This window comes from Micromonospora sp. WMMD961 (assembly GCF_029626145.1).
GTDB lineage: Bacteria > Actinomycetota > Actinomycetes > Mycobacteriales > Micromonosporaceae > Micromonospora.
Map to the genome: position 1 here is coordinate 5,914,124 of NZ_JARUBJ010000002.1, position 17,499 is coordinate 5,931,622.

Annotated in this window: 21 protein-coding genes; 6 read left to right on the forward strand and 15 right to left on the reverse strand. The window is 72.0% G+C overall.

From position 1 onward, the window contains the following. Positions 1–130: 130 nt before the first annotated feature. From O7614_RS26925 to nadD, 5 genes are all read right to left on the reverse strand, one after another. Complete coding sequence (locus O7614_RS26925) at positions 131–505, reverse strand: VOC family protein (protein WP_278141220.1); 375 nt, start codon at positions 503–505, stop codon at positions 131–133. A 213-nt stretch (positions 506–718) separates the two neighbouring features. After that, complete coding sequence (locus O7614_RS26930; protein ID WP_278141221.1) at positions 719–1,573, reverse strand: DegV family protein; 855 nt, start codon at positions 1,571–1,573, stop codon at positions 719–721. A gap of 71 nt (positions 1,574–1,644) precedes the next feature. Continuing rightward, the gene (locus O7614_RS26935) at positions 1,645–2,274 is read right to left on the reverse strand and encodes a histidine phosphatase family protein (RefSeq protein WP_278141222.1); all 630 of its coding nucleotides are present in this window, start codon (positions 2,272–2,274) and stop codon (positions 1,645–1,647) included. Next, positions 2,271–2,678, reverse strand: coding sequence for a ribosome silencing factor (gene rsfS / locus O7614_RS26940; protein ID WP_278141223.1), 408 nt, complete (start codon positions 2,676–2,678; stop codon positions 2,271–2,273). The genes O7614_RS26935 and rsfS overlap by 4 nt, the downstream gene beginning before the upstream one ends. A gap of 110 nt (positions 2,679–2,788) precedes the next feature. Next, the gene (gene nadD / locus O7614_RS26945; RefSeq protein WP_124817466.1) at positions 2,789–3,385 is read right to left on the reverse strand and encodes a nicotinate-nucleotide adenylyltransferase; all 597 of its coding nucleotides are present in this window, start codon (positions 3,383–3,385) and stop codon (positions 2,789–2,791) included. Positions 3,386–3,497: 112 nt separating this feature from the next. Between nadD and O7614_RS26950 the strand changes: the two genes are divergently transcribed. Both O7614_RS26950 and O7614_RS26955 read left to right on the forward strand, forming a co-directional pair. Beyond that, a complete protein-coding gene (locus O7614_RS26950; protein WP_278141224.1) occupies positions 3,498–4,163 on the forward strand; it encodes a PadR family transcriptional regulator in 666 nt (221 codons plus the stop codon). Positions 4,164–4,321: 158 nt separating this feature from the next. Next, complete coding sequence (locus O7614_RS26955) at positions 4,322–5,536, forward strand: FAD-dependent monooxygenase (RefSeq protein ID WP_278141225.1); 1,215 nt, start codon at positions 4,322–4,324, stop codon at positions 5,534–5,536. A gap of 47 nt (positions 5,537–5,583) precedes the next feature. Here O7614_RS26955 and pepN read toward each other — a convergent pair whose 3' ends face one another. Next, complete coding sequence (pepN, locus tag O7614_RS26960; protein WP_278141226.1) at positions 5,584–8,100, reverse strand: aminopeptidase N; 2,517 nt, start codon at positions 8,098–8,100, stop codon at positions 5,584–5,586. Between the two features lie 69 nt (positions 8,101–8,169). Here pepN and O7614_RS26965 point away from each other — a divergent pair, with 69 nt between their 5' ends. Beyond that, the gene (locus O7614_RS26965) at positions 8,170–8,388 is read left to right on the forward strand and encodes a DUF397 domain-containing protein (RefSeq protein ID WP_030491749.1); all 219 of its coding nucleotides are present in this window, start codon (positions 8,170–8,172) and stop codon (positions 8,386–8,388) included. 96 nt (positions 8,389–8,484) lie between these two features. On the opposite strand, the gene O7614_RS26970 is transcribed toward O7614_RS26965, so the two are convergent. Beyond that, positions 8,485–8,892, reverse strand: coding sequence for a hypothetical protein (locus O7614_RS26970; protein ID WP_278141227.1), 408 nt, complete (start codon positions 8,890–8,892; stop codon positions 8,485–8,487). 156 nt (positions 8,893–9,048) lie between these two features. Here O7614_RS26970 and O7614_RS26975 point away from each other — a divergent pair, with 156 nt between their 5' ends. Together O7614_RS26975 and O7614_RS26980 are read left to right on the forward strand one after the other, a co-directional pair. After that, on the forward strand, positions 9,049–10,296 hold the full coding sequence (locus O7614_RS26975; RefSeq protein WP_278141228.1) for a cytochrome P450: 1,248 nt from the start codon (positions 9,049–9,051) through the stop codon (positions 10,294–10,296). A gap of 76 nt (positions 10,297–10,372) precedes the next feature. Continuing rightward, positions 10,373–11,338 (forward strand): glycosyltransferase family 2 protein, encoded by a 966-nt coding sequence (locus O7614_RS26980; protein WP_278141229.1) that lies wholly within the window; start codon positions 10,373–10,375, stop codon positions 11,336–11,338. A 61-nt stretch (positions 11,339–11,399) separates the two neighbouring features. Here O7614_RS26980 and O7614_RS26985 read toward each other — a convergent pair whose 3' ends face one another. From O7614_RS26985 to O7614_RS26995, 3 genes are read right to left on the reverse strand one after another with little or no spacing between them, the layout of a single operon-like run. After that, a complete protein-coding gene (locus tag O7614_RS26985) occupies positions 11,400–12,050 on the reverse strand; it encodes a DUF3618 domain-containing protein (RefSeq protein ID WP_278141230.1) in 651 nt (216 codons plus the stop codon). After that, positions 12,047–12,514 carry a phage holin family protein gene (locus O7614_RS26990; protein WP_278141231.1) on the reverse strand — a complete coding sequence of 156 codons (468 nt, stop codon included), beginning with the start codon at positions 12,512–12,514 and terminating at the stop codon, positions 12,047–12,049. Before O7614_RS26990 ends, O7614_RS26985 begins: the two co-directional genes overlap by 4 nt. Positions 12,515–12,545: 31 nt before the next feature. Continuing rightward, entirely contained in the window at positions 12,546–13,391 is an 846-nt protein-coding gene (locus tag O7614_RS26995) for a hypothetical protein (protein ID WP_278141232.1), read from the reverse strand. A gap of 231 nt (positions 13,392–13,622) precedes the next feature. On the opposite strand from O7614_RS26995, the gene O7614_RS27000 reads away from it, so the two are divergent. Beyond that, positions 13,623–14,114 carry a DUF4383 domain-containing protein gene (locus O7614_RS27000; protein ID WP_278141233.1) on the forward strand — a complete coding sequence of 164 codons (492 nt, stop codon included), beginning with the start codon at positions 13,623–13,625 and terminating at the stop codon, positions 14,112–14,114. Positions 14,115–14,177: 63 nt separating this feature from the next. Here the strand turns inward: O7614_RS27000 and O7614_RS27005 are convergent, their stop codons facing one another. From O7614_RS27005 to O7614_RS27025, 5 genes are all read right to left on the reverse strand, one after another. Further along, the gene (locus tag O7614_RS27005; RefSeq protein ID WP_278141234.1) at positions 14,178–14,627 is read right to left on the reverse strand and encodes a GNAT family N-acetyltransferase; all 450 of its coding nucleotides are present in this window, start codon (positions 14,625–14,627) and stop codon (positions 14,178–14,180) included. Positions 14,628–14,697: 70 nt separating this feature from the next. Beyond that, positions 14,698–16,170 carry a GTPase ObgE gene (gene obgE / locus O7614_RS27010; RefSeq protein WP_278141235.1) on the reverse strand — a complete coding sequence of 491 codons (1,473 nt, stop codon included), beginning with the start codon at positions 16,168–16,170 and terminating at the stop codon, positions 14,698–14,700. A gap of 95 nt (positions 16,171–16,265) precedes the next feature. Further along, complete coding sequence (gene rpmA / locus O7614_RS27015; RefSeq protein WP_007464062.1) at positions 16,266–16,520, reverse strand: 50S ribosomal protein L27; 255 nt, start codon at positions 16,518–16,520, stop codon at positions 16,266–16,268. Positions 16,521–16,531: 11 nt separating this feature from the next. Then, entirely contained in the window at positions 16,532–16,846 is a 315-nt protein-coding gene (rplU, locus tag O7614_RS27020) for a 50S ribosomal protein L21 (RefSeq protein WP_007464063.1), read from the reverse strand. Positions 16,847–17,012: 166 nt separating this feature from the next. Next, entirely contained in the window at positions 17,013–17,489 is a 477-nt protein-coding gene (locus O7614_RS27025; RefSeq protein WP_278141236.1) for a hypothetical protein, read from the reverse strand. Between the last annotated feature and the right edge of the window lie 10 nt (positions 17,490–17,499).

Consider the following 17,499-nt stretch of genomic DNA (forward strand, 5'->3'; position numbering starts at 1 on the left):
GCCTGTCGCCGCCGTCCCTGTGGACGACCAGCGCCACTGTGGACAACGCCCTGATCACGCCACGATCTGCTATGGGTGCGCGGTCAGACCGACGTCGCAGCCTCCTGCACCGACGTCGTCCGCTCGACAATCACAGGTACGGCCGCGTGATGATCTCGATCGCGTGGCCCGCCGGGTCGAAGAAGTAGAAGCCCCGCCCACCGTGCTCGGTGTTGGTCTCCCCCTCCCGCTTGAGCTGCGGGTCGGCCCAGTACGTGATGCCGCGCCCCTGGACGAACGTCAGACACCGCGCGAACAAGTCGTCGTCGACGAGGAACGCGTAGTGCTGCATCTGGATGTCCACCGGTGGCTCGGCGAACTGGAGCAGTACGCCCCCGTCCAACTGGACGTTGACGAACGGCCCCCACGACGGCGCCTCCGGCAGCTCGAACAGCTCTCGGTAGAAGGCGGCCGAGGCGTCCTTGTCCTTGCTGGCGACGATGGTGTGGTTGAACGTGACAGTCATCTGTAGCGTCTTCTTCCCGGTCGATCCGCAGACCCGACCGGAGGCCGACGACCTCAGCCAGCCACACCGATGACAAAACCCCGAGGGCGCCGACGCCCCGGATCCCGCACGAGAGACGCGCGCATCGCGTCGATCTCGGCGTGGTGGCTGAAGTAGCCAGAACCTCCGGGGGGTAGGCCCATCTGGGGCGCCCACCGAGGCTAACAGAGCGGGTCAGCCGGCCGGTCGACGGTGCACGACGACGCAGGCCAGACCCGGGCCGGCATGGGCGGCGACGACAGCGCCGGCCTCGGAGACGTACGTGTCGTGCAGCCGGTCACCGAACCGCTCGGTCAGCGCGGCGAGCAACGCCTCGGCGCGCTGCGGGGCGGCCAGGTGGTGCACCCCGAGGTCGACGTCGTCGTCCCCGGCCGCCTCGACGGCCAGGTCCGCCAGCCGGGCCACTCCCCGGCTGGCGGTGCGGACCTTCTCCCGCAGCACGATCGCCCCGTCCGGCATGTGCATGATCGGCTTGACGGAGAGGGCGGTGCCGAGCAGCGCCTCGGCGGCGTTGATCCGGCCGCCTCGGCGGAGGAACTCCAGCGTGTCGACGTAGAACCAGACGGTGGTGCGGGCGACGGCGGCGAGCGCCGCGTCGCGTACACCGGCGAGGTCGGCACCGGCCTCGGCGGCGGTGGCGGCCGCGATGGCCGGGAAGCCGAGACCCATCCCGGTCGAGCGACTGTCCACGACCTCGACGCGGCCGTCGAAGTCGGCGGCGGCCAGGTGGGCGGCCTCGACCGTGCCGGACAGCGCGGCGGAGATGTGCACCGAGACGATCCCGTCGGCGCCGTCGTCGAACAGTCGACGGTAGGTGCGGGCGAACTGCTCGGGTGCCGGCCGGGAGGTGGTCGCGGTGACCCGGCGGGCACTCAACGCCAGGGTGGCGTCGGCCGGCCGGGTCTCCACCCCCTCCAGCCCCTCCGCACCGTTCAGGACGACTGTCAACGGCACGACGGTCAGCCGGTGCGCCTGCACCAGCTCGGGCGGAAGGTAGGCGGTGGAGTCGATGACGACCGCGACGGGCATGCCCGGCACGCTAGCCGATCGAGGGGCCGAACGACGAAGCGCGATGACGCTCGACCCGGGCGAGGATCGACTCAGACGGCGTCGACGGCGACCGGGGCGGTGATCAGGCCGACGTTGTGCGCCCGCAACTGCCAACCCCGGACGTCGTCGTGGCGCAGCTCGGTCCAGTGGCAGTTGGCCAGCGAACCGACGCCGCGCAGCACGGCGGCGTCCCAGCCGAGCAGGTGACCGACGCCCTGCCGGGAGGCGCCGCCGTGGGTGGCGACCACCACGGTGCCGCCCGGTGCCGCCTGGGCGGCCTCCAGCAGCGCGGCGGCGACCCGCTCACCAAGGTCGGGCAGCGGTTCCAGGTCGACGCCGGGAGCGGGGTCTCCGGCCCGCCAACGGGCGTACTCCTCGGGGAAGCGCTCGGCGACCTCGGTCAGGTGCAGACCCTGCCACTGGCCGAAGTGCCGCTCGCGCAGCCGGGCGTCGGAGCGCACCGGAAGCCCGGTGAGCGCGGCGAGCGCGCCTGCGGTCTCCGCGGCGCGGCTCAGGTCGCTGGCCACGATGGCGTCGGGGCGCAGCGCCGCGAGCAGCGGCGCGGCGGCGCGGGCCTGGTCGCGACCCAGCTCGTTGAGGGGTACGTCGGTCTGCCCCTGGACGCGGTTGGCGGCGTTCCAGTCGGTGTTGCCGTGCCGCCAGACGATCAGCTTGGTCATTCTGCGGCGGCGGACCCGCTGGCGTCGGCCTCGACCAGGTCGCGGTCGACGAACGGGATGGTGGGGCAGTCCTTCCAGAGGCGGTCGAGGGCGTAGAACTCGCGCTCCTCGGTGTGCTGGACGTGCACCACGATGTCGACGTAGTCGAGCAGCACCCAGCGGCCACCACGCTCGCCCTCGCGCCGGACCGGCTTCGCCTTCTCCGGCAGCTCCAGCAGGCTCTCCTCGATGGCGTCGACGATGGCCAGCACCTGACGCTCGTTGGGGGCGGCGGCGAGCACGAACGCGTCGGTGATGGCGAGCTGGTCGCCGACGTCGATGATCGTGATGTCCTGCGCCTTCTTGTCGGCGGCGGCCTGGGCGGCCGCGACAGCCAGCTCGTGAGCGCGTTCGGAAACTGTCACCGTTCTCCTTCGATCAAGCGTGCGATCCTCCAAGCGTCTCACACCCGGCGACGCACCGACCGCGCAGTTCTGGTCGGTTCCACGCACGAACAGGGGCATACCGGGCGGGCTCAGCGCTGGTAGAGGCTCCGCTTGGCGATGTACTGCACCACACCGTCGGGCACCAGGTACCAGACCGGTTCACCCCGGGCGACCCGGGCACGGCAGTCGGTCGACGAGATGGACATCGCCGGCACCTGGATCAGGCTGACGGTGTCCGCCGGGAGGTGCTTGTCGGTCAGCGGGAAACCGGGCCGGGTCACGCCCACGAAGTGGGCCAACTCGAAGATTTCGTCCAGGTCCTTCCAGGACAGGATGCGTTGCAGAGCGTCCGCTCCGGTGATGAAGAACAGCTGCACCTTGGGGCCGTACTCGGCCTGCAGGTCGCGCAGGGTGTCGACCGTGTAGGTCGGCCCACTGCGGTCGATGTCGACCCGGCTGACCTGGAAGCGGGGGTTGGAGGCGGTGGCGATGACAGTCATCAGGTACCGGTCCTCGGCGGGGCTGACCGGCTCGTCGGCCTTCTGCCACGGCTGCCCGGTGGGGACGAACACCACCTCGTCCAGGCCGAACCGGTCGGCGACCTCGCTGGCCGCGACGAGGTGCCCGTGGTGGATCGGGTCGAAGGTGCCACCCATGATCCCGATCCGCCGGATATCTTCCTCCACCCCGTGATCGTAGGCCGACCGCGTGAGCGGGCTGTTGCGGCCCGGTACCGGCTCGGGCGCCGGAGGCCTATACTCGCCTGCGAGTAATCGCTAACGAGTGAATGGGGGCGTCGTGGCGAAACGGCGCAAGGTCGGCAACCTGCTGGCACTGGCCGTGCTCTCCGCTCTGGTCCAGCGGCCGATGCACCCGTACGAGTTGGCCACCACACTCCGCGCCTGGGGCAAGGACCAGGACATGGAGATCAAGTGGGGCTCCTTCTACACGGTGATCCGCAACCTCGACAAACATCAGTTGATCGAGGCGGTGGAGAGCGTCCGCGAGGGCCGCCGCCCAGAACGCACCGTCTACCGCATCACCGACGCGGGTCGGGCGGAGCTGGTCGACTGGGCCCGTGAGCTGGTCTCCACACCGATGCCGGAGCATCCCCGCTTCCGGGCCGGGCTGTCCGTCCTTGCCGCCCTACATCCCGACGAGGCCACCGACCTGCTCCGGCAGCGACTCGACCGGCTGGACGGCGCGCTGCGTCGGGACCGCGAGACCCTCGACGCCCACCTGCGGGAGATTCCCCGCCTGTTCCTGGTGGAGACCGAGTACGACCTGGCCATGCGCGACGCGGAGGCCGCGTGGCTACGGGCGCTGCTCGTCGAGCTGACCTCCGGGAGCTACCCGGGGCTCGACACCTGGCGGGCCTTCCACGAGACCGGCGAGATGCCGGCCGAGCTCACCAGGCTGGCGGAAGGGACCAGCACCGGCCAGACACCCGACCCCACCGACTGACGGACGGCTCCGGCGGGGTGCGCCAACACCCCGCCGGAGCCCCTACCCCGAACCGACACCTGGGAAGGCGCCCGGCCCGAAGCGGCAAACACGAGGATAACCGGGCTCCCTCCCAGGTCCGTGCGCCTGCGCGGACCACGACACCCCAGGGAGAGAGCATGACCACGGTACGAACCGCGATCGTCATCGGCGGCGGTATCGCCGGCCCGGTGACGGCGCTGGCGCTGCGCCGCGCCGGCATCACCGCCACCGTCCACGAGGCGTACCCGGCCACCGCCAGTGGGGCCGGTGGCATCGGCGGCACCCTCGCCCTCGCCCCGAACGGGGTCGCGGCCCTGCGCGTGGTGGGCGCGGACGAGGCGGTGACCGCGCTCGCCACCCCCATCGAGCGCACCATGATGGCGGTCGGCCGCCGCCGCGTCGCTCTGCCCACGCTGGCCGGCGTGCCGCCGCTGCGGGTGGTGCACCGGGCCGAGCTGCACCGGGTGCTGCACGATCGGGCGGTCGCCGAGGGCGTCACCTTCGCGTACGGCAAGCGGTTGGTCGACGCCGAACAGACCGGTGCCGGGGTGACCGCCCACTTCGACGACGGCACCTCTGCGACCGCCGACGTGCTGGTCGGCGCGGACGGCGTCCGGTCCACGGTCCGGGGGCTCATCGACGCGGCCGCTCCCGGCCCCCGGTTCACCGGCCTGCTCGGCTTCGAGGCGGTCGCCCGGCACGAGGTGGACGCCGCGCCGGGCACGATGACGTTCGCCTTCGGACGACGGGGCTACTACCTCTACTGGCCGGAGCCCGGCGGCGGCACCCGGTGGGGCGTCAACCTGCCGCAGCAGCGACCGATGAGCCTCGTCGAGGCCCGCGCGGTGCCCGCGGAGCAGTGGCTGGACACGCTGCGCGGCAGCTACGGCGACGACGACCCGGGGCGGGAGTTGATGGCGACCAGCACCGCCGACGAACTCCAGGTGGTCGGCGCTCTACAGATCATGCCGCCGGTGCCGCACTGGCACCGGGGGCGGATGGTGCTGGTCGGCGACGCCGCGCACGCGCCGTCGAACAGTTCCGGGCAGGGCGCGTCGCTGGCCATCGAGAGCGCGGTGCAGCTCGCCCGCTGCCTGCGGGACCTGCCGGACGTCGCATCGGCGTTCGACGCGTACGTGCGGCTGCGTCGCTCCCGGGTGGAGAAGGTCGCCGCCCGGGCGGCCCGGATCAACCACGCCAAGGCACCCGGGCCGGTCGCTCGGACGCTGATGCCGCTGCTGATGCCGCTGCTGGTGCGCACGGCGATGGACCCGGAGAGGACCGTCGCCGACGAGCAGCGCTATGTCATCGACTGGGATGCGCCGGTGACGGCGGAACCCGCGCTGCGCTGAGCGGCGGGCGTGGGGTGGCTCGAAGGCCACCCCACGCCCGACTACTCTCACGCCGACGCGGCGGCCACCGCCGTTCGGGCGACGAGCGCGCGGCGCAGGTCGTCGTCGGCGTCGGTCACCACGCGGCGCAGGCCGGGGGTCAGGTCGTCGCGGGCCAGCAACGCCGCGGCCGCCTCCCGGGTCGGCTGCGCCACGGCGTAGCGGGGGAACGCCAGGGCCGCCACCCGGTCGGCCGTCCAGGGAGTACGCCGGCTCGCGGCGGCCGGCATCTCCGCGAAGTACCTGTCGACGTAGGCGGCGGTCAGCTCGGCCTGCTCGGGTTGCCAGAACCCCTCGGCGGTCGCTTCCAACAGCCGATTGGACAGGTCGGTGGCCCGCACGATGATCTCCCAGGCGGCCTGCTTCGCCGCCGGATCGGGCAGGGCGGCCCGGCAGTGGGCGGCCCGTTCCGCGCCCGTGGCGCTGACGTCGGCAGCTGCCTCGACGGCGATCTCCGCCTCCCCGGCGGCACCCAACACCACCAGCCGGCGCAGCACCGCCCAGCGCAGCTCCGCGTCGACCTTCAGGCCGGCCGGCACGTCCCGCCCGGCGAGCCAGCCGACGAGCAGGTCGTCGTCGGTGGTCGCGGCGATCCAGCCTCGTGCCGCGGCCAGCTGCAACGACTCTCCGGTCGGCGCGCCGTCGAGCAGGCGCCGGCACGCCTCGGCGACCCGGGCCAGCGCCGCCGACCGGGCCAGCGGGTCGAGGTAGCGGTCGACGAGCGACCGGCTGAGCGTCAACACGTCCTCCGCGATGATCACCTCGGTCTCGGTGGGCAGCGCGGCGACCATCAGGTCGACCAGGCCGGCGACCGGCCGCTCCCCATCGGTAGCCGCGTCCAGTGCCTCGCCCCACAGCACCGCCCTGGCCAGCGGGTCGGTCAGACCGGGCAGCACCAGCGGAACGGCCGCCGCCGACGCCGGGTCGAGACGCACCTTGGCGAAGGTGAGGTCACCGTCGTTGAGGAGCAGCAGCCGGGCCGCCGGCAGGCCCGCCAGCTGACCCAGCACGGTGCGATCACCGTCGGCGGCCGGATCGATGGCCACCTCGTCGCGCAGGACGCTGCCGTCCGTCGCGTAGCGGCCCACGCCGATCCGGTGCGGGCGCAGCACCGGGTGCGACTCGGGCGCGGTCTGCACCACCGCCACCTCGGTGTAGCGGCCGGCAGCGTCGACCGCCACCTCGGCGCGCAACGTGTTGACCTGCGGTTGGCGCAACCACAGCTCGGCCCAGCCGGAGAGGTCCCGCCCACTGGCGCCGGAGAGGCTGGCCAGCAGGTCGTCGAGGGTGGCGTTGCCGAAGCGGTGCGCCGCGAAGTGCGCGTTCAGGCCGGCCAGGAACGCCTCGTCGCCGAGCCAGGCGACGAGTTGCCGCAACACACTCGCCCCCTTGGCGTACGAGATGCCGTCGAAGTTGAGCAGGCCCTCGTCGGCGTCGGCGACCTCCTCCGGGGCGATCGGGTGGGTGGAGGGACGCTGGTCGGCCGCGTACCCCCAGGCCTTGCGGCGCATGGCGAAGGTGGTCCACGCCTGGTCGAAGCGGGTCGCCTCCGCGGTGACCCGGGTGCCCAGGTACTCCGCGAAGGACTCGTTCAACCACAGGTCGTCCCACCAGCGCATGGTGACCAGGTCACCGAACCACATGTGGGCCATCTCGTGGGCGATCGTGCTGGCCCGTTGCTCGCGCTGGGTGTCGGTGACCGCCGAGCGGAAGATGTAGTCGTCGCGGAAGGTGACGATGCCCGGATTCTCCATCGCGCCAGCGTTGAACTCGGGCGCGAACGCCTGGTCGTACTTGCCGAACGGGTAGCGCTCCGTGAAGAGCTCGTGGAACCGGTCCAGGCACTGCCGGGTGACGGTGAAGATCTCGTCCGCGTCGGCGTCCAGATGCTCGGCCTGCGACCGCCGGCAGTAGATGCCCAGTGGCACCCCGTCGTGCTCGGCCCGCCGGACGTGCCACGGCCCGGCGATGAGCGAGAAGAAGTACGTCGCCAGCGGCGCGCTCGGGGCGAACTCCCACCGGCCGGGGGTCGGGTTGGCGACCAGCACGGCGTTGCCGGCGACGACCCACTCCGGCGGAGCGGTCACCGCGAGGGTGAACGGGGCCTTGAGGTCGGGTTGGTCGAAGGCGGCGAAGATGCGCTGCGCGTTGTCGAGGAACGACATCGCGTAGAGGTAGGTCTCGCCGTCGGCCGGGTCGACGAAGCGGTGCATCCCCTCGCCAGCGTTGGAATACGCCATCTCCGCCTCGACGACCAGCGTGTTCTCCGCGCCGAGGCCGTCGAGCGGCAGCCGGTTGTCGGTGAGCAGGCCGGGATCGAGGTCACGGTCGTTGAGGCGTACACCCAGCAGGGTGGCGGGCTTGACCTCGACGAACGTCGCGGTGCCGGCGGTCGCCCGGAACCGGATCTCGACGCGGGACCGGAACAGCTCCGCGCCTCCGGTCAGGTCGAGGTCCACCTGATAGGACTCGACGGTAATCGCCGCGCCACGCGCGGTCGCCTCTACACGGGTCAGGCTCGGCATCCGCTTATCCTGCCCGATGGGGATCGGCACCCGGTCACCACACGACCCTCGGCACTGGAGGAAAGAACCATGGCGCAGCACCCCAAGGGCGACTTCGACCTCTCTCGGGCGGTCTGGCAGCGGGCCGAGGGGGACACCTCCGACAGCGCCGTGGAGGTCGCCTTCGTCGACGATCTGATCGGGATGCGCAACTCGGCCGAGCCGGAGGGGCCGGTGCTCGTCTTCACCCAGGCCGAGTGGGACGCGTTCGTGGCCGGCGCGCAGGACGGCGAGTTCGACCTGGACTGATCGCGCCGGTCGGTGTGCGGCTGCCGTGCCGGTGCCCGCAGTCGGGGTGCCGGCACGAAGCCCTCCGCCGCCGCAGCGACCGCCCCGGGCCGATGATCAACCATCGGCGCTGCCGGGACCGTCGCCGTCGCCCCAGCCGAGGCCGCCCGGACCCGAGGCGTGGTGGAAACCAGGGTGATCGGCGACGTCGACGCAACGCTCGCCGTCCGGGCCGACCGCACCGCAGAACAGCCGCTCGGCCCGCTGCCAGGCGTCCGCCGGCGACAGGGCCGCCGCACCGAGCGCCACCTCCGGGCGGAGCAGGCTCAGCGCCTCCGCGTACGCCACTGCCAGCTCACGGGCCTCGGCCGCGTCGGGCGCGGTGAAACCCAGGTGCACCGTGAAGAACCGACGTGGCCGGGTGGGCCGCCGCGCCGGCCCGATCAGTGACCGCCCGTCACGGCTCCCGCCCAGCGCCCCGAGCGCCCGTCGCTGCCGCCAGCGTGGTGATGTGTTGTCGCGCATCCGCCCCTCCCCGTGGTTGCCCCACCAGCAGCAAACCAGGTTCCGCCGCCCCTGGGAGGGGCCAGCCGGCATGCCGTCGGCGCGGGGATTCAGCGGCGGCGACCTGGGTAGACGCAGCCGGCGGCGACCGGCCGCACCAGTGCGTGAGGAGACCCGATGGCGAGAACGCCGGCCGACCGCAGCCCGGACAGCACCCTCGCGCTGCTCCGCGCCGGCTACCGGTTCATCGGCGAGCGCTGCGAGCGGTACGACAGCGACGTCTTCCGGACCCGGATCCTGCTCGCCCCGACCATCTGCCTGCGCGGCCGGCCGGCGACGGAGTTGTTCTACGACACCGAACGCTTCCGACGCGCCACCGCGATGCCGCTGCGGGTGCAGCGGACCCTCACCGGTCGGGGCGGTGTGCAGGGACTCGACGGGACGGAACACACCGACCGCAAGGCCATGTTCATGTCGATCATGACGCCGGCCGCCATCCGGCAGCTCGGCCAACTCTTCGACGCCGAGTGGCGCGCTCGGATCCCCGCCTGGGAGGCCGCCGGGCCGGTGTCGCTCTACGCCGAGCTGGGCCGGCTGCTGACCCGGGTGGTGTACGCCTGGGTCGGGGTGCCGCTGCCAACCTCGCAGGTCGAGGACCGCGCCGTCGAGCTGCACGCCATGATCGAGGCGCCGGCGCTGGTCGGCCCCCGGCACTGGCGGGGACTGCTCGCCCGTCGCCGCGCCGAACGCCAGCTCGCCGACCTGGTCGAACGGACCCGGGCCGGCCTCGCTCCGGCACCGGCCGGCAGCGCCCTGGCCGTGATCGCCGAACACCGGGACGGGCGGGGCGACCTGCTCCCCCGCCGGATCGCGGCGGTGGAGCTCCTGAACCTGCTGCGCCCGGTGGTCGCCGTCGACCAGTACATGACCTTCGCCGCACTCGCCCTGCACGACCATCCGGGCTGGCGGGACCGGGTCCGCGACGACGACGAGGCCACCGAGCAGTTCGTCCAGGAGGTACGCCGCTACTACCCGTTCTTCCCGATGGCGGCGGCCCGGGTCCGGCGCTCCTTCGACTGGCAGGGCCACCACTTCCCCCGCGGCCGTCGGGTGCTGCTCGACCTGTACGGCACCAACCACCACCCGACGCTCTGGCCGGAACCGGAGCTGTTCCGTCCGGAGCGGTTCGCCGGGCGACGCGTGGACCCGTTCGCGCTGATCCCCCAGGGCGGCGGCGACCACTGGGCCGGACACCGGTGCGCCGGTGAGTGGATCACCATCGACCTGATGAAACGGGCGGTCGCCAACCTGACCACCACCATGCGCTACGACGTACCGGTCCAGGACCTGACCCTGGACCTGCGCCGGATGCCGGCGCTGCCGCCCCTCGGCCTGACCCTCACCAACATCCGCCGCACCGAGTGATCGGACGACGCTCGTGCGCGGACGACCATGGCGTGCAGGGGTACGACGGGCGGCCGGTCCACCGGTGCACCTGCCGATGACGTACGTGCTGCCGCTGCGCTGGCACAGCGACAACGGCCTGGTCGAGTTGACCGACTACCTGCGCTGGCTGGCCGAGCGCGTCGACGTGCTCGTGGTCGACGGTTCGGCACCGGACCTCTTCGCCCGGCACGCCGACGCCTGGGCGGGGCTGGTCCGGCACCTCCCAGCCGACGCCACCGGTCCCGGCCGCAACGGGAAGGTGGTCGGCGTACGCACCGGCGTGCACGCGGCAGAGCACGAACACGTGGTCATCGCCGACGACGACGTACGGTACGACGAGGCGGGGCTGACCGCCGTGCACCGACTGCTCGGCCGGGTCGATCTGGTCCGACCGCAGAACTACTTCGACCCGCTGCCCTGGCACGCCTGGTGGGACACCGGCCGGACGCTGCTCAACCGGGCGCTCGGCGCGGACTACCCGGGGACTCTCGCCGTGCGTCGCAGTGCCTTCCTCGCCGTCGGCGGGTACGACCCGGACGTCCTCTTCGAGAACCTGGAACTGATCCGCACCATGCGCGCGTACGACCGCTCCGAGGCCGCACCGGCCTGGCTCTACGTACGCCGGCTGCCTCCGGACGCCGCGCACTTCCGAAGCCAACGGATCCGTCAGGCGTACGACGACCTGGCCCAGCCGGCGCGCCTGCTGACCGCGCTCGCGGTCCTGCCGGTACTGGCGGCGGCGGTCGCGGCCCGACGGCCCGCACTGGTGCTCGGCGCGGCAGCCGGCATCGTCACCCTCGCCGAGGTGGGCCGGCGCCGAGCGGGCGGTGCCGTGGTCTTCCCTCCGACGACGGCGCTGGCGGCGCCGGTCTGGCTGCTGGAGCGCGGGGTCTGCGGTTGGCTCGCGGTCGCCCAGCGGTTCCTGCTCGGCGGCGTCCGGTACGGCGACAGCCGGATCCGCCGGGCCGCCCACCCGACCCGTGCACTGCGGCCCCACCGGAGCGTTCGTCGAAGCCCCTGACGGCACGACAGCTCGCGGTCACCGGGGTGGCCGCGAGCTGTCGCAACGGTGCTCGGCTGGTTCAGGGGCTGACCTGGTGCCGGGACTGCTGGGCCTGGTCCCGGACGTCGTGTGCGGCGGACCTCGTGTCGTCCTTGACCGCGTGCACGGCGTCCTGGGCGGTGGACTTCACCGACTCGGCGGCCTGCTGGGCCGGCTCGCGCAGCTCTTCCTTGAGCTCGTTCGCCACCGTGCTCAGCTTCTCCGTCACCGCGCCGCTGTGCTCGCTGACCCGCTCCTTGAGCTGGGTCGCGGCCTGCTGCTCACGGCGGGAGGCCGGGATCAGCGACGAGGCCAGCCAGCCGACGCCGAACGCGATCAGACCGGCGGCGAGAGGGTTGCCCTGGGACTTCTGCCGGATCACCCGCGGCGCGCTGTGGGCGGCGTCGCTGACCGTGGCAGCCGCCGACTGCGCGGCGTCACCGACGCCGGCGGCCGCCGACGAGGCGCGGTCACCGACCGAGTGGGCGGCGTGGCCGGTGCCGTGGCCGAGGTCAGACGCGGTTCCCATGACCTTGTCCCTCACATTCTGCAGAGCGGAACGGGCCCGCTGCTTGCGGTCGTCGACGATGCGGCTCGGGCTGACCTTGTACGCCAACGCGTCCACATCGGAGCTGAGGCTGTTACGGGTGGCTTCGATCTCCCGGCGGATCTGGTCGGGATCGGTGCTCATCGGGTGACTCCCTCCGGGTGTGGCTTGAGCGCGTCGGGGATCCGCTGCACGCTGTCGTTGGTCTGCTTGAGCCCGCGTACGTGCTGGGCGTTCTTCTTGGCCATGGAGTAGAGGACCGCGGCGACCCCGGCCCAGATCACGGCCACGATCAGCGCGGCCAGGCCGGAGTCCATGACGTTGTCCAGGAACTGCCACACGGCGATGGACACGAAGAGCGCCACCATGTAGCCGCCGAAGCCGGCCCCGCCGAAGAGCCCGGCCGCCTTGCCGGCCTTCTTGCCCTCCTGGCGGATCTCGGCCTTGGCCAGCTCGACCTCCTGACGCATCAGCGTCGACAGGTCCGTGGTCACCTGACGCATCAGGTCGCCCAACGAACTGCTCTTCACCTCGGCGGCGGTGTGCGGGGCACCCGCGTCGGGGTGGTGGCCGGCACCCAGTCCGGGCCCCTGCGTCGGCATGGTCATGCCGTCGCCTCCCTTCGGATGACTCGGCGACTCACGGGCGAGCGCTGCCGCTGGACGGCACGCCCGGCAGCGGATCGGTCTGGGTCACCGGCGGCAACGGCTGACCGGTGCCGGAGTGCTGCGGGTAGTCGCCCCGGGTGGGCTCGGCGTAGCCGCCCGGCGTCGGCTCGGCGTAACCACCGGGCGTGGGGTCGGCGTAGCCACCGGCCGTCGGCGGGGTGTGCGTGCCGGGGGTCGGGTCGAGGTAGCCGCCCGGCGGAACGGCGTCCGGCGTCGTGCGGGGCGCCGGCGGCGGCGTCGGGATCACCGCGGTCTGCTCCGGGTCGTACGCCCCGGCACCCCGGTAGGTCGAGGAACCGTTGCCGGAGTCGTCACCGGCGGCGGAGATGCTGCGGGTCAGCCGGCCGGCGAGCACGCCGAGAACCGCCGCGCCGACCAGGAAGGTGCCCGGGTTGCGCCGCGCGTAGTCGCGGACCTCGGTGATCAGGTCACCGGGCTCGCGCTCCTCGAGCCAGCCGGCCACACCGTGCACCCGGTCGGCGGCCTGGCGGGCCAGCTCGGTCACCGGGCCGGCCTGGCCGCCCTGCTCGGCCATCGAGCGCATCTCGTCGGCCAGCGAACGCAGCCCGCCGGCCGCCTTGCGCTGCTGCTCACCGGTCTGGCTGGCGAGCTGGGTGCGGGCCTCGCCGTACAGGTTGCGGGCCTGTCGGGCCGCCTCACGGCCGACCTCACTGCCCTGCTCCTTGGCGGTCTGGGCGACCGCGCCGCCAGCGTGTGCGGCCTCCGAACCAACCTGGCGGGCCTGGTCGCGGACGCCACCGCCGTTGGCCGACTCCTGCCCGTACGTGGAAGACGTAGGTGAAAGATCGTAAGACATGGTGTCCCTTCCGCTCGGAATGTCGTCGCGGTTGTGCTGGGGGGGTGCGGTCGCGTCGCCACGACCGCTGACCATTCACCTACCCTGCGTTCTGGCTCCCATACCTCTTCATGCATTCCTCTGCGCGGCTGGCCGGATCGACTTCAAAATGGAGGATCGTCGGGCTGCGTCACCACGCCGCTGCGGACAGCGAGGTTCGCGAGGGCTGGCAGATCCACGGAGGGGGCAGCGATGGCACGAGGCGCGCGAGGTGGCCGACCGGCCACTCCCCGACCCCGGGTCCAGCTGGCCGCGCTGGCCGTCGCCGGCGTCTTCCTGCTGATCGGCGTCCTCGGCTTCATCCCCGGCATCACCACCGACTACGGCGAGCTGAGATTCGGCGGACACCACTCGGACGCGCGGCTGCTCGGGCTGTTCCAGGTGTCGATCCTGCACAACGCGGTGCACCTGATCTTCGGGCTGGCGGGTCTGGCCATGGCCCGCAGCGTCGCCGGCGCCCGCGTGTTCCTGGCCGCCGGCGGTGCGATCTACCTGGCGCTCTGGCTCTACGGGCTGGTGATCGAGGCGATCAACCCGGAGGGCGGGGCGAACATCCTGCCGGTCAACGACGCCGACAACTGGTTGCACCTCGCGCTCGGCTTCGGAATGCTCGCGCTCGGGCTGCTGCTGTCGAACCAGGCTGGCACCGGCGGACGCCTGGACAGCCCCGCCGACCACCACTGACCTGGCGCTACGGGTTTCCCGGCCGACTTCGGCGGGGTAACCGACCGGCGAAGGAGACCCTCGTCAGGCCGCGACCGGCAGCCGCTTGGCGAAACAGACGCTGTACGGGTTGCCCACGTACTCTCCGTACACCGGGATCGGGTCGTAGCCACACGAGGTGTACAACCCGATCGCGGCCGGCAGGTAGGTGCCGGTCTCCAGGCAGACCACCGAATGCCCCTGCCGGAACGCGCACTCCTCGAGCGCGGCCAGCAACTGGCGGGCGATGCCCCGCCCCCGGTACGCGGGCCGGACGTACATCCGCTTGACCTCGCCGGTCTCCGCGTCGAGCGCCTGGAGCCCTCCGCAGGCGACCGCCCGACCGTTGACCACCACCGCCAGGTATCGGACGTCGTCGTGCGGTACGAAGACCTGCCCGTCCAGCCCGCCGTCGGCTTCGCGCAGCTCACGCTGCTGCGCGACGACGAGGGCGGCGATCTCCGGATCGGTGGCAGGACGGGACTCGATCAGCATCACCCCACGCTAGGACGGGTGGATTTCGCGGAGGTTTCCGGAATTCAACCCAATCACGGAGCGCAACGGACTACTCGGCGTCGTCCTCGTCGTCGATGTCCTCGAGGTCGTCGGAGGCGTCCGCACCGACCTCGTCGGCCGACCGCACCCGGCGGGCCTTGCGGGCGGCGAGCCGGTCCGCCGCGGAGGCCCGGTTCGACTTCTCCTCCAGGCGGACGTCGGTGCCCCGGTTACCGGGTACGAACTCCACGCCGGCGAAGAGCGTCGGCTGCCAGTCGAACTCGCGCTCGCCGATCCGGACCAGGTCACCGGGCTGCGCGCCGGCCTTGGCCAGCTTGTCCTCCACCCCGAGCCGGGCCAGCCGGTCGGCCAGGTAGCCGACCGCCTCGTCGTTGTCGAAGTTGGTCTGCTTGACCCAGCGTTCCGGCCGGACACCGTGCACGGTGAACGAGCCGTCCGCCTCGGCGGTGATGGTGAACCCGGCGTCGTCCACGGCGAGCGGACGGATCACGATCCTGGTCGGCTCGGCGGGCGGCGCGGCCTTGCGCTCAGCCTCGACCAGCTCGGCCATCGCGTAGGTCAGCTCCTTGAGCCCTTCCCGGGTGGCGGCGGAGACCTCGAACACCCGGTAACCGCGCTCCTCCAGGTCCGGGCGCACGATCTCGGCGAGGTCCCGGCCGTCCGGCACGTCGACCTTGTTCACCGCCACCAGTCGCGGGCGCTCGGTCAGCCCGCCGTACTGGCTCAGCTCGGCCTCGATGGCGTCGATGTCGGCGACCGGGTCACGTCCGGGTTCCAGGGTCGCCGAGTCGATGACGTGCACCAGCACCGCGCAACGCTCGATGTGCCGGAGGAACTCCAGACCCAAACCCTTGCCGGTCGCCGCGCCGGGGATCAGACCCGGCACGTCGGCGACGGTGAAGGTGTGGTTGTCCAGCCGGACCACGCCGAGGTTGGGCACGAGGGTGGTGAACGGGTAGTCGGCGATCTTCGGCTTGGCCGCGGAGATCACCGAGATCAGCGATGACTTGCCGGCCGACGGGAAGCCCACCAGACCGACGTCGGCGACGCTCTTGAGCTCCAGCACGATGTCCAACTGGTCGCCGGGCTCGCCCAGCTCGGCGAAGCCCGGAGCCTTGCGCTTGGCGTTGGCCAGCGAGGCGTTGCCCCGCCCGCCGCGCCCACCACGCGCCACCTCGAAGGTGGTGCCGGCACCGACCATGTCGGCGAGCACGGTGCCGTCGGTGGTCTGCACGACGGTGCCGTTCGGCACCTTCAGCACCAGGTTGTGGCCGTTGCCGCCGTCCCGGTTCGAGCCGGCGCCACCCTTGCCGTTGTCGGCCTTGACGTGCGGGTGGAAGTGGAAGTCGAGCAGCGTGGTCACCTGCGGGTCGACCACCAGCGAGACGCTGCCGCCGTGCCCGCCGTTGCCGCCGTCCGGCCCACCGAAGGGCTTGAACTTCTCGCGGTGGATCGAGACACACCCGTGCCCACCATCGCCGGCCTGCAGGTGCAGAACGACCCGGTCAACGAACGTTGCCACGGTGTCAATCCTTCCAGCGAGGTCCATCCCCGCACTTCGAAAAAGGCTAAGCGGGCCGGGACCCGTAGGTCCGCGGCCCGCTTGAGCGAAGAGAACTACTGCTGCGGAACGATGCTGACGGTCTTGCGACCGCGCTTGGTGCCGAACAGGACCGCACCGGCGGACAGCGCGAACAGCGTGTCGTCGCCGCCACGGCCGACCAGGTCACCGGGGTGGAACTTGGTGCCACGCTGCCGGATGATGATCTCACCGGCGCTGACGACCTGACCACCGAAGCGCTTCACGCCGAGTCGCTGGGCCGCGGAGTCACGACCGTTACGCGAGCTGGACGCACCCTTTTTGTGAGCCATTGGAGGACGACCTACTTCCCGCTGGAGATGCCGGTCACCTTGACCTGGGTCAACGGCTGACGGTGACCCTGGCGCTTGTGGTAGCCAGTCTTGTTCTTGAACTTGTGGATCCGGATCTTCGGGCCCTTGGTGTGCGCGGCGATTTCGCCGGACACCGCGACCTCGGCAAGCTTTGCCGCGTCGGTCACCAGGTCGTCACCGTCGACGAGGAGCACCGCGGTGAGCTTCACCGCGTCACCGGGAGCACCGGTGAGCTTCTCGACCTCGATCACGTCGCCCTCGGCGACCTTGTACTGCTTGCCGCCGGTCTTGACGATCGCGTACATCGGAGGCGGACTCCCTGTCGTTGAGGCTGCTGGCGGTCGTCCCCGCGGCGGCTCGCCGGGTAGCAGTGCACGGCGGCGCGGGCACACGGGAACTCGGCACACCAAAAGTGCGCCGCAGGCAAGAGTACGCCATTGCCGGCCCGGACCCCAAACCGGCCCGCCCTGGTCAGCGTGCGCAAAGCTGATCGAGGCGCTGCTGGAGCCGGTCCAGCTCGGTCTCGTCGATCGACTCGACGTCGGCGCGGAGCGCGGCCACCTCGACGCCGAGGTCAGTGAGCATAGTCTTGAGCTGCGGATCGGTGGCCCGGTCCGAGTGCTCCCGCAGCTCGGTCCGCCAGCCGTCCAGAGCCGCCTCGGCCCGCCCGCGGGCGACCTCGGCCGCGCTGCTGTCGCCGGCGCCCACCGCCGCGACCATCCGACCCAACTCGGCCACGTACGTCCGGACGGCGGTGGTGCTGGCCTGCTGGGCGGCGGCGCAGACTCCGGTGGCGTCGCCCGCCGCACCGCCACCGGCCGGCATACCGCTCGGCCCGGAGGACGAGGTGCTCGCGCCGGTCGGAGTCGGCCGAACACCCTCGGGCCGGTCGGCGGAACAGCCGGCCAGCACGGTGACCAACGCGGTGACGGCGAGCAGACGACGCATCTTCTACTCC

Bases quoted from the DNA above. Each gene is read 5' to 3' on its own strand.
- O7614_RS26925 (WP_278141220.1), bottom strand. From the start codon at position 505: ATGACTGTCACGTTCAACCACACCATCGTCGCCAGCAAGGACAAGGAC.
- O7614_RS26930 (WP_278141221.1), bottom strand. From the start codon at position 1,573: ATGCCCGTCGCGGTCGTCATCGACTCCACCGCCTACCTTCCGCCCGAG.
- O7614_RS26935 (WP_278141222.1), bottom strand. From the start codon at position 2,274: ATGACCAAGCTGATCGTCTGGCGGCACGGCAACACCGACTGGAACGCC.
- O7614_RS26955 (WP_278141225.1), top strand. From the start codon at position 4,322: ATGACCACGGTACGAACCGCGATCGTCATCGGCGGCGGTATCGCCGGC.
- pepN (WP_278141226.1), bottom strand. From the start codon at position 8,100: ATGCCGAGCCTGACCCGTGTAGAGGCGACCGCGCGTGGCGCGGCGATT.
- O7614_RS26965 (WP_030491749.1), top strand. From the start codon at position 8,170: ATGGCGCAGCACCCCAAGGGCGACTTCGACCTCTCTCGGGCGGTCTGG.
- O7614_RS26970 (WP_278141227.1), bottom strand. From the start codon at position 8,892: ATGCGCGACAACACATCACCACGCTGGCGGCAGCGACGGGCGCTCGGG.
- O7614_RS26975 (WP_278141228.1), top strand. From the start codon at position 9,049: ATGGCGAGAACGCCGGCCGACCGCAGCCCGGACAGCACCCTCGCGCTG.
- O7614_RS26980 (WP_278141229.1), top strand. From the start codon at position 10,373: ATGACGTACGTGCTGCCGCTGCGCTGGCACAGCGACAACGGCCTGGTC.
- O7614_RS26985 (WP_278141230.1), bottom strand. From the start codon at position 12,050: ATGAGCACCGATCCCGACCAGATCCGCCGGGAGATCGAAGCCACCCGT.
- O7614_RS26990 (WP_278141231.1), bottom strand. From the start codon at position 12,514: ATGACCATGCCGACGCAGGGGCCCGGACTGGGTGCCGGCCACCACCCC.
- O7614_RS26995 (WP_278141232.1), bottom strand. From the start codon at position 13,391: ATGTCTTACGATCTTTCACCTACGTCTTCCACGTACGGGCAGGAGTCG.
- O7614_RS27000 (WP_278141233.1), top strand. From the start codon at position 13,623: ATGGCACGAGGCGCGCGAGGTGGCCGACCGGCCACTCCCCGACCCCGG.
- O7614_RS27005 (WP_278141234.1), bottom strand. From the start codon at position 14,627: ATGCTGATCGAGTCCCGTCCTGCCACCGATCCGGAGATCGCCGCCCTC.
- rpmA (WP_007464062.1), bottom strand. From the start codon at position 16,520: ATGGCTCACAAAAAGGGTGCGTCCAGCTCGCGTAACGGTCGTGACTCC.
- rplU (WP_007464063.1), bottom strand. From the start codon at position 16,846: ATGTACGCGATCGTCAAGACCGGCGGCAAGCAGTACAAGGTCGCCGAG.
- O7614_RS27025 (WP_278141236.1), bottom strand. From the start codon at position 17,489: ATGCGTCGTCTGCTCGCCGTCACCGCGTTGGTCACCGTGCTGGCCGGC.